This is a genomic window from Ruania suaedae (assembly GCF_021049265.1).
Taxonomy (GTDB): Bacteria; Actinomycetota; Actinomycetes; order Actinomycetales; family Beutenbergiaceae; genus Ruania; species Ruania suaedae.
Genome location: NZ_CP088018.1, coordinates 1,791,687 through 1,800,844 on the forward strand (window position 1 = coordinate 1,791,687; position 9,158 = coordinate 1,800,844).

The 9,158-nt window shown below is 73.7% G+C and carries 11 protein-coding genes; all 11 read right to left on the bottom strand.

Annotated elements, in window-relative coordinates:
• Positions 1-43: 43 nt before the first annotated feature.
• Positions 44-1,495 carry a pyridoxal phosphate-dependent decarboxylase family protein gene (locus LQF12_RS08325; protein ID WP_231052482.1) on the bottom strand — a complete coding sequence of 484 codons (1,452 nt, stop codon included), beginning with the start codon at positions 1,493-1,495 and terminating at the stop codon, positions 44-46.
• A complete protein-coding gene (locus tag LQF12_RS08330; protein WP_231052483.1) occupies positions 1,492-2,859 on the bottom strand; it encodes an MFS transporter in 1,368 nt (455 codons plus the stop codon). Before LQF12_RS08330 ends, LQF12_RS08325 begins: the two co-directional genes overlap by 4 nt.
• A 4-nt stretch (positions 2,860-2,863) precedes the next feature.
• On the bottom strand, positions 2,864-3,322 hold the full coding sequence (gene nusB, locus LQF12_RS08335) for a transcription antitermination factor NusB (protein WP_231052484.1): 459 nt from the start codon (positions 3,320-3,322) through the stop codon (positions 2,864-2,866).
• A 3-nt stretch (positions 3,323-3,325) separates the two neighbouring features.
• The gene (efp, locus tag LQF12_RS08340; protein ID WP_231052485.1) at positions 3,326-3,889 is read right to left on the bottom strand and encodes an elongation factor P; all 564 of its coding nucleotides are present in this window, start codon (positions 3,887-3,889) and stop codon (positions 3,326-3,328) included.
• 109 nt (positions 3,890-3,998) lie between these two features.
• Entirely contained in the window at positions 3,999-4,406 is a 408-nt protein-coding gene (locus LQF12_RS08345) for a hypothetical protein (protein ID WP_231052486.1), read from the bottom strand.
• Positions 4,403-5,026 (bottom strand): hypothetical protein, encoded by a 624-nt coding sequence (locus LQF12_RS08350; RefSeq protein ID WP_231052487.1) that lies wholly within the window; start codon positions 5,024-5,026, stop codon positions 4,403-4,405. The genes LQF12_RS08345 and LQF12_RS08350 overlap by 4 nt, the downstream gene beginning before the upstream one ends.
• Positions 5,027-5,093: 67 nt before the next feature.
• The gene (locus LQF12_RS08355; protein ID WP_231052488.1) at positions 5,094-5,534 is read right to left on the bottom strand and encodes a type II 3-dehydroquinate dehydratase; all 441 of its coding nucleotides are present in this window, start codon (positions 5,532-5,534) and stop codon (positions 5,094-5,096) included.
• A 5-nt stretch (positions 5,535-5,539) separates the two neighbouring features.
• Positions 5,540-6,622: a 3-dehydroquinate synthase gene (gene aroB, locus LQF12_RS08360; protein ID WP_231052489.1), complete on the bottom strand. Its 1,083-nt coding sequence runs from the start codon at positions 6,620-6,622 to the stop codon at positions 5,540-5,542.
• Entirely contained in the window at positions 6,619-7,131 is a 513-nt protein-coding gene (locus LQF12_RS08365) for a shikimate kinase (RefSeq protein WP_231052490.1), read from the bottom strand. Before LQF12_RS08365 ends, aroB begins: the two co-directional genes overlap by 4 nt.
• Positions 7,128-8,345 carry a chorismate synthase gene (gene aroC / locus LQF12_RS08370; RefSeq protein WP_231052491.1) on the bottom strand — a complete coding sequence of 406 codons (1,218 nt, stop codon included), beginning with the start codon at positions 8,343-8,345 and terminating at the stop codon, positions 7,128-7,130. The genes LQF12_RS08365 and aroC overlap by 4 nt, the downstream gene beginning before the upstream one ends.
• A gap of 61 nt (positions 8,346-8,406) precedes the next feature.
• Positions 8,407-9,096, bottom strand: coding sequence for a prepilin peptidase (locus LQF12_RS08375; protein WP_231052492.1), 690 nt, complete (start codon positions 9,094-9,096; stop codon positions 8,407-8,409).
• Positions 9,097-9,158 lie beyond the last annotated feature (62 nt).

A 9,158-nucleotide genomic window follows, 5' to 3' on the forward strand; every position in this document is an offset into this window, starting at 1 on the left:
GTGCCGAGGCGTTACTCTACCCGGTCGGCGCGGCCCGCCCCGCTCAGTCGCCGCCGTCTGTGTCCTCCGCCACGTCGGGGTCGATCACGGAGGCCAGCAGCGCGGTCAGGACAGTCCGCGCCTGCTCGCCGTCCATCGCCTCCAGCGTGGACAGCACCGGTGCCATCTCCGCCGGCAGCCCGCGGGTGAGAACCTCGGCGACGAGATCCGGCTGCGGGCCCGTGGCCGGGCGCCCGCGTACCTCGTCGGCCCCCTCGCGCAGAGCGGCGACCAGCTCGCGGGTGACCGACTCCGTGGCCGGGGTGATCGTCAGGTGCGCGGTGCGTGGCAGGGTGGTGCCGTCCGGCTGGGTGAACGCGGGCTGGGCCTGCAGCAGGAACCCGCGGCGGCGCACGGCATCGACCCAGGCGAACGGATCGACCTGATGCGCGGGCGCGCGATCCGGATCTGCCTGGACGGCCAGCAGCGCGGCGGCCGGTGCGCCCACCACGGTGAGTCCGCTGATGCCGTCGAGGGCCCGGCGCACCGCCCCGGTCGCGGCGGCGGTGCGCGCCACCAGCTCGGCGTAGCCCGCGGTGCCCAGGGCCCGCACGATCGCCCACGCGGCCGCATTCGCGGTCGCCGACCGGGAGCCGAGCACCGTCGGGTTGACCACCGGGTAGCCCGGCCACCCGGTGGTCGCGTAGTACTGCGCCCGGTGGCGCTCCCGGCCGCGGTAGAGCACCACGGAGGCACCCTTGGGCGCGTAGCCGTACTTGTGCAGGTCGGTCGAGATCGACGTGACGCCCTCGACGGCGAAGTCCCAGCGCTCGTGGTCGTCCGTGTTGTCCCCCGTGTCCCTCTCGGGCCACCACGGCAGCAGCCAGCCGCCGATGCAGGCGTCGACGTGGACCGGCACGCCGCGTTGCTGTGCCCCGGCCGCCACCCGGGCGACCGGGTCGATCGTGCCGAACGGGTAGTTGGGCGCGCTCACGACTACCAGGGCAGTGCGGGGCGTGATCGCGGCGAGCACGTCATCGGCGGCCACGATCCCGGTGCGGGGATCGACCGGGACCTCCGCCAGGGTGAGCCCCAGATACTGCGCCGCCTTGCGGAAGGCGGGGTGCGCCGTCGTGGGCAGCACCAGCTCGGGGCGCTCGCCACTCGCGTCCGTCTCGCCGCGGGCGGCGAGCCAGCAGTCGCGGGCTGACTTGACGGCGAGCAGGCAGGACTCGGTGCCCCCGGAGGTGACGGAGCCGGCCACCTCGCCGTCGCCGTGCAGCACCGACCGGGTGAAGCGCACGAGATCGCGCTCCAAGCGCGCCACGGAGGCGAACGTGGTCGGGTCCAGGCCGTTCACCGGCAGGAACATCGCAGCCGCCTCGGCGGCCAGCGCATCGAGCTCCGGCCGGCCGTGGTCGTAGACGTAGGACAGCACCCGGCCGCCGTGGGTGGGTGGATCGGCGTGCCGGATCCGGCTGAGCTCGGCCAGGATGTCGGCGGGGTCGTCGGTCATCGTGCCTCCAGGAGGTGCGGGGACGGGCGATGGCGCGCCAGCGGGACCAGGGAGATCAGCACGAGTGCGGCGGGCAGGGCACTGAAGATGACCACCACGGCCGTCAGCGCCGACTCGGGTTGGACGGCCGGGGCTCCGCCGGTGCGGGAGACGAATCCGCTCAGGGCCAGCACGGCCAGCGCGAGCGTCGGTCCCAGTGCCATGCCCGCGGTCTCCCCCGCCGTCCACACCCCGGCGATCACCCCGGCCCGGTCGGCCCGGTCCTCCTCGCCGGGACGGGTGCGGGCGTCGTCGGCGATCACGTCCGGCAGCATCGCCAGCGGGTAGAGCTGCATCCCGGCGTAGGCCACCCCGGCCACGGCGACGGCGGCGTACAGCCACCAGCCGGTCCCGGCGCTCATGAGCACGAGGGAGCCGGAGGCGATCGCGAAGACCACGCTGCTGAGCACGTACGCCCGCTTCTTGCCCACCCGGTCGGCGAGCCGGCGTGCGGGCACCATCACCAGCAGTGCCGGCGCGACGAGCGCCACGAAGAGGCCGGTGACGGCGGACTCCCGCCCGAGCACGTAGGTCGCCACGTACTGTGCGGCGGCCAGCATCGCCCCGGCAGCCAGGGCCTGCAGGACGAAGGTCGTCAGCAGCGTGCGCAGCGGCCCGCACTCGCGCAGCGCGGCCGCGCCGCTGCGGTAGGCCGCCGGCGACGGCGATCGCCGGGGCGGGTCGGCTGCCTGCGGCGGGCGGCGGGTCGCGCGTCCGGCCCCGGTGGCGGCCAGCACCATGCCGATCGCCATCACGGCGCCGGTGACGATCGCCATCACCAGGTAGCCGGTCCGGCCCGACCCGGCCGCGTCGCGTACCAGCGGCCCGCCTCCCCCGAACGCCAGGATGACCACCGCGAGGACGGCGATGCGGGGGGCGAGCAGGCGGGTGCGCGCGGTGGGCGTCGTCGCCAGCTCGGCCGGCAGGGCGATGTAGGGGACCTGGAAGAGGGAGAAGGCCGTCGTGGCCAGCAGGTAGGCACCGACGACCCACATCGCCGCTGCGCCGCCCGAGCCGGGGGCGGCGAAGAGGAGGGTGAAGGCGACCGGGAGGGTGAGCGCGCCGAGCAGCATCAGCCGTGACCGTGATCCGCGCCGGCGGGCGTCTGCGTCACTGGCGGCGCCGATGATCGGGTCGACGACGACGTCCCAGATCTTCGGGACGGTCACCACCAGCGAGGCGAGACCGGCGGCGACGCCGACGACGTCGGTCAGGTAGTAGCTGAGGACGAGGCCCGGCAGCGTACCGAACCCGCCGGTGCCCACCGACCCCGCGGCGTAGCTCGCGCGCAGCCGGCGCGGCAGCGGTGGGTCGGCGGGCGGCACGGCGTCAGTCCACCAGGTTGGGTCCCAGCTCGGCGATCCGGCCGAGCAGGCCGTTGACGAATCTGGGCGAATCGTCCGTGCTCAGCTCGCGGGCGAGCCCGACCGCCTCATCGATCGCAACGGCGGCATCGACCTCGTCGTTGTAGAGCACCTCCCACGTGCCCATCCGCAGGATGGCGCGGTCCACACTCGGCATCCGCTCGAGCGTCCACCCCTGGGAGAAGGTGGCGAGGACCTCGTCGATGCGTTCGGCGTGGGCGGCGAATCCCTCGACGATCTCGACCGAGTACTGGGGCAGCGCCGTCTGCGTGCCCGGTTCGACCAGCCGCTCGGCGAGGACCGAGACCGGGGTCGGCCGGCCGGGATCGGAGTGCTCGGCCCCGGCCTGGGAGGCGACGGCGCGCTGGTCAGCCTCGTAGAGGACGTCCACGGCCCGCTTGCGCGCCTTCGTGCGTGCGGCCATCCGTCAGTCGTTCACGCGGCCCAGGTAGTCACCCGAGCGGGTGTCCACCTTGACCTTGGTGCCGGCCTCGAGGAACAGCGGCACCTGGATCTGGTAGCCGGTCTCGATGGTGGCCGGCTTGGTGCCACCGGTGGACCGGTCACCCTGCAGACCGGGCTCGGTGTAGGTGATCTCCACCACGACCGAGGCGGGCAGGTCGATGTAGAGCGGGAGACCGTCGTGCAGGGCGACGATGACCTCGGATCCCTCGAGAAGGAAGTTCTTCGACTCCCCGACGATGTCCTCGGGCACGGTGATTTGCTCGTAGTCGCTGGTGTCCATGAAGACGTAGCCGGTGCCGTCCATGAACAGGTACTGCATGTCGCGGCGGTCGACGTTCGCCGTCTCCACCTTCACGCCGGCGTTGAAGGTCTTGGCCACGACCTTGCCGTTGGTCACGCCCTTGAGCTTGGTGCGGACGAACGCCGGCCCCTTGCCCGGCTTGACGTGCTGGAACTCCACGACGGACCAGAGCTGTCCGTCGATGTTGAGCACGGTGCCGTTCTTCAGGTCGTTGGTCGTTGCCACGCGATCGTCCTCACTACAGGTTGGTCAGGCGGGCCGGGGCAGGATGCCCGGGCCCGGTGCGGCACTCAGGGTAACGTGCCGGGCCCTCACGCCGCGCCCCGGCCCGGGCTCACCCGAGCAGCGCGAACAGAGCCAGCCCGCCGAGGCCGGCCAGGGCCGCCCACACGTAGGAGGTCAGCGTCCCGACGAGGAAACGCTCGGAGATCCCCGCGTGCCCCTCGAGCGCGCGGAACCGCCCCAGCCCCTTGACGGCGACGACGACGGCGATGCCGGCCGGGTAGCCCACCAGGATGCAGCCGGTGATGGCGAACCGCTCGAGCACACCGATCCACCAGCCACCGCGCAGCACCTCTTCGGCGGGCTGCTCCGGGGACGACGCAGCGGTCTCCTCGGGCGCCGGCGTCCGGCGGGCGAAGCGCGCGAGCAACCAGCCGGTGAGCGGTGCGCCGGCGCCGGCCGAGACGCCGAGGGCGAGGCAGGAGATCGCCGCGGTGATCAGGATGTCGCCGACAGTCATGAGTCCATCCTGCCCGTCTCGTCCAGGGACGCCAGCAGGCGCTCCGCGAGCGGGTGCACGCCGCGCTCCTCGTCCCACATCGCGGCGCGTAGCCGCGCGCTGACCGCCTGGGGGGACACGCCCAGGGCGGTGGCCGCCTCGCGTGCGGTGCAGCCGGTGGTCTCGATCAGGTCGATCGCCTCCCAGCCCGCGTCGGTGCGCCGGCGTACGACGCCGGCCACCAGCTGCAGCAGCGCCTCGGCCTCGGCAGCCCCGGCGGCCTGACCGGCGGTGACGGCCATGGGAACGGGTACCGTGCGTCCGCGGGCCCGCTCGACCGCCTCGCGGGCATGCAGGAACGCCGCTCCGGACGAGGCGCGGGCGCTCTCGGCCAGGGGCAGGTCGACAGCGCCCACGCCGACACCGACGCTCCACTCGTGGCGGCGGTGCAGCGCGAGCACCGCGCGCAGCGTGCCGGCTGCGGTGGTGAGGACACCCTGGATCTCATCGCCCACCGTCCGCTCGAAGGCGAGCGCGACGGCGGGATCCCGGCCGTGCAGCCGGTGCAGGTGGTCGAGGGTCTCGGGCACCAGGTCCCGGTGCCGGCGGGAGGCGTTCTGGTCGGCGGTCACGACGAACATAGATCAAGGGTAGAGCCTTGATGTCGCACTATCAAGCCCCTAGGCTTGATACGTGAGGAGCAAGCCCTCAGGCTTGATGAAGCAACCCCTGCAGCGCGAGCCGGTAGGACTCGACGCCGAATCCTGCGACGGTTCCCGTGGCCACCCCGGCGATCACGCTGGTGTGGCGGAACCGCTCCCGTGCGGCCGGGTTGCTCAGATGCACCTCGATCAGGCGCAGGCCCCCGGTGGTCACCTGCGCGGCGGCATCGCGCAGTGCATAGGAGTAATGCGTGAAGGCGGCGGGGTTGAGCACCACGTCCCGGCCGGTGTCGACCGCCTCGTGCAGCCAGGCCATCAGCTCGGCCTCGTCGTCGGTCTGGCGCACCTCGGCCTCGAACCCGAGCTCGGCGGCCCACCCGAGCACCCGCTCGGCCAGGCCGGGATGGTCCAGGTGGCCGTACACGTCCGGTTCCCGGCTGCCCAGGCGGCCGAGGTTGGGTCCGTTGAGCACCAGGACTGCAGACATGTCGTTCACTCCCCCGTGACGGCGGTGTAGGCGGCGGCGAGCAGCGCGGGATCGGGCCCCGCCAGCCGGGTCGGTCGGGCCAGGCCCTCCAGCACGACGAAGCGTAGCGTCGCCCCGCGGGTCTTCTTGTCCCGGCCCATCGCCTCCCGCAGCTCGTCCCACACCCCCGGCCGGTACCGGGTCGGCAGCTCCAGGGCGGCCAGCACGTCGCGGTGGCGGCGCAGCAGGGCGGCGTCGATCAGTCCGGCCGCGTGGGCCAGCTCGGCCACGAACACCATCCCGACGGCGACCGCCTCGCCGTGGCGCCAGCGGTACTGCTCGTGGTGCTCGATCGCGTGGGCGAAGGTGTGACCGTAGTTGAGGATCTCCCGGAGGGAGGACTCCTTCAGGTCGGCGGAGACGACGTCGGCCTTGACCTGCACGGCGCGGCGGATCAGCTCGGCCAGCACCGGGCCCTGCGGCGCCATGGCCGCGGCCGGGTCGGACTCGACCAGCTCGAGGATCCGGGGGTCGGCGATGAAGCCACACTTGACCACCTCGGCCATCCCCGCCCGCAGGTCCGCCGGCGGGAGCGTGACCAGCCAGTCCAGATCACACACCACGGCGCTCGGTGAGTGGAAGGCCCCGACGAGGTTCTTGCCCTCGGCGGTGTTGACGCCCGTCTTCCCGCCCACCGCCGCATCGACCATGGCGAGCACCGTCGTCGGGAGCTGGATCACCCGCACCCCGCGTAGCCAGGCGGCGGCGACGAAACCGGCCAGGTCGGTGGTGGCACCGCCACCGAGCCCGATCACCACATCGGTGCGGGTGAAGGCGGCCTGGCCGAGTGCGGCCCAGCAGCCCGCGGCGGTCTCGATCGTCTTGGCCTGCTCGGCGTCGGGAAGCTCGTGGGGGTGCACCTGGTAGCCGGCGGCGCGGAGCCGCCCGGCCACCGCAGCGGCCTGCTCCCGCAACGCGGGGGCGTGCATGAGGAAGACGCGGGCGACGCCCTCACCCACCAGGGCGGGCAGCCGGTCGAGCAGGTCCGAGCCGATCAGCACGTCGTAGTCGTGCTCGGCCCGCACCGGCACGGTCACCGGCTCCCTCATGCGGGCACCTGCGCGAGCACGGTGTCGCGCACCTGCTCCGGCGTGAGTCCGTCGGTGCGCACGACGACGGTCGCGAGCCCTTCGTAGATCCCGCGCCGTGCGTCCATCAGCGCCTGCCACTGGCGTCGCGGGCTGCCCAGCAGCAACGGGCGGCTCGTCGTCAGCCCGACCCGGCCGGCGGCGTCGGCCAGTCCGACGGAGAGGAAGACCACGGTGTGCCCGGCCAGGTCGGCCTGGGTGTCGGGGTCGAGGATCGCTCCCCCACCCAGGGCGAGGACGCCGTCGTGCTCGGCCAGTGCGCGCTGCACGGCGGTGCGCTCGGCCTGCCGGAAGTAGGGTTCGCCATCGTCGACGAAGATGTCGGAGATCGCCCGGCCCTCGGCGGTCTCGACGTCGGAGTCGGTGTCGCGGAAGGTGACACCCAGCGCCTCGGCGAGGAGATGGCCGGCGGTGGACTTGCCGGCCCCGGGCGGCCCGATGAGGACGAGGCGAGGATGGGCCGCGGTCATCGCATGTGCTCCGGGATCGAGTCCAGGTACGTGCGCACGTTGCGCGCGGTCTCCGAGATCGAGTCCCCGCCGAACTTCTCCAGCAGCGTCTCGGCCACCACCAGGGCCACCATCGCCTCGGCCACCACGGCAGCCGGCGCGATGGCGCAGACGTCGGAGCGCTGATGCAGGGCGGTGGCCGCCTCCCCGGTGGTGACGTCGATCGTGGCCAGGGCCCGCGGCACCGTGGAGATGGGCTTGAGGGCGGCCCGTACCCGCAGCACCTGCCCGTTGCTCATCCCGCCCTCGACGCCACCGGCCCGGTTCGTCGCCCGGGTGAGGTGACCGCCGGGGTCGCGGACGATCTCGTCGTGGGCGACCGAGCCGCGCCGGGCGGCGGTGCGGAAGCCGTCGCCGACCTCGACGCCCTTGATCGCCTGGATGCTCATCAGGGCGCCGGCGAGGCGGGCGTCGAGGCGCCGGTCGGAGTGGACATAGCTGCCGACCCCCGCCGGCACGCCGTAGGCGAGCACCTCGACCACCCCGCCGAGGGTGTCCCCGGACTTCTTGGCGTCATCGATCTCGGCAACCATGCGGGCGGAGCTGTCGGGGTCGAAGCAGCGCACCGGGTCCTCGTCGAGGGCGGCGACGTCGCCGGGTCCGGGGAGCGGCGCGTCCTCGGGCACGCCCACCGGGCCGGTCTGGACCACGTGCGAGACGAGCCGGATGCCGGCGGCCTGCTCCAGCAGGGCGGCGGCGACGCGACCGAGGGCGACACGGGTGGCGGTCTCGCGCGCGGATGCCCGCTCGAGCACCGGGCGGGCGTCGTCGAGGTGGTACTTGGCCATCCCGGTCAGGTCGGCGTGACCGGGCCGCGGGCGGGTGAGCGGCTTGTTGCGCGCCTGCTCGCGGGCGTCCCCGGTGCCGGCGTCGACGTCGAGCACGGAGGAGTCCACCGGGTCGGCGGACATGACCTGTTCCCACTTCGGCCACTCGGAGTTGCCGATCTCGATCGCGACCGGGCCTCCCATGGTGCGCCCGTGCCGTACCCCGCCGAGGATCCGGACGGCGTCCTGCTCGAACTTCATCCGGGCGCCGCGCCCGTAGCCCAGGCGGCGGCGCGTCAGGGCTGCGGCCACGTCGTCGGTGGTGATCTCGACACCGGCGGGGACCCCTTCCAGGATCCCCAGCACTGCGGGGCCGTGCGACTCGCCTGCGGTCAACCATCGGAGCATGGCGACATCCTCCCACGGTTGCCCGCTGCCCCTGCGGGCACGTCCGGGAGGCGAGCGGGCCTCAGGCGGGGGCCATCGCGGCGGCCGCGACGGCGAGGGCGGCGCCGAGGCCGAGGAAGGGTCCGAAAGCGATCGGGGTACGCCGGTCGGCCCGTCGCGCCAGCAGGAGCGCCAGGGCCACGAGGCCACCGGTGACGAAGGACAGGACGAGACCGGCGAGCACGGCCGACCAGGAGAACCACCCCAGCGGGAGGGCCAGCACGCCGGCCAGCTTGACGTCCCCGAGCCCGAGGCCGGAGGGAGTGAGCAGGCACAGCACGAGGAAGCCGGCGCCGACCGCGACACCGGCACCGGCGGCCCGGCCCAGGTCGCTCCACGTCCCCTCCCCCAGCAGCGTGGCCGCGAGCAGTCCCGCCAGGACGACGACGGCCAGCGCTGCGACCAGCCGGTCGGGCAGGCGGTGCACCGCGAGATCGACGGTGACCAGCAGCGCCAGTCCGAGCGCGGCGACCGCGAGCGTGGCGGTCAGGACCGGACCGGCCGGCAGGGCCATCACGCCGGCACCGGCCACGGCGGCGAGCGGGACGTGGGCGCGCCGGCGCACCCACGGCGAGGTCGTCGGCGGTGCGGAGGATGCTGTGCCGGTTCGGCTGGTTCGGCTGGTTCGGCTGCTGGCGTGGCGAAGCACGACGGGTGTACTCGCCCAGGCGGCGACCCCCAGCAGCAGTGCCCCCAGCAGTGATCCCCACATCTGCTCATGATGGCAGCCGCGGTGGACCGGCCGTGCGGGTACCGCGCGACCTGTGGACGACG